1 protein-coding gene is annotated in these 703 nt (G+C 19.9%); it reads left to right on the top strand.

Going from position 1 to position 703, the window contains the following annotated elements; translation table 11 throughout:
* Positions 1-703 (top strand): ABC transporter permease (locus AYC60_RS04495; protein WP_156447664.1); only part of this gene is annotated, 703 nt, incomplete at both ends.

Here is a 703-nt window from a genome sequence, read left to right as displayed (position 1 = left end):
TAGATTAAAAGATGAACTTAAAAATTTAGAAAATAAAAAAATAGAATTAATTAACAATTTATCTTTTGTTGAAAACAAAAAAAATGAACTAGAAGAAAATAAGAAAAAAATTAATGATGGATTAGAACAAATTAAATTAGGACTAGATAAACTTGAAGAAGGTAATAAAAAATTAATAGAAGAAAAAAATAAATTTAATGAAGAATATGAAGAAAACTTAAGTAAAATAATTAAGGCTAAAGAAGAGATTAAAAGTAGAAAAAAAGAAATAGAGAAAGCTGCAAAAAAGTTTGAAGAAGAAAAGAATAAAGCTAATGAAATTATAGAAAATTCGTTAAATGATTTGGAAATAAATAGACGTAAACTAGACTTATTAAACTCAATATATTTTATAAATACAAGAATTGATAATCCAAATTATTCATCATTTATTGAAAGTATAGAAAGTTTAAATATTATTTCAAAATTATTTCCTGTAATTTTTTATTTAATAGTAATACTTGTTTCAACTACTACTATGACAAGAATGGTTGATGAACAAAGAAATTCTATAGGAACATATATGTTTTTAGGTTATTCTAAAAATGAAATTTCAAAAAAATACTATATTAATGCTTTACTTCCAACTATTTTAGGAATTTCTTTAGGTATTTATTTTGGACTATATTCTATGCCTAAGTTTATTTATACAGAATTTAAAGCA

This window comes from Streptobacillus felis (assembly GCF_001559775.1).
Classification (GTDB): Bacteria; Fusobacteriota; Fusobacteriia; order Fusobacteriales; family Leptotrichiaceae; genus Streptobacillus; species Streptobacillus felis.
The sequence above is the reverse complement of the archived record's forward strand: the minus strand, read 5'-3'. Positions and strand labels throughout refer to the sequence as shown.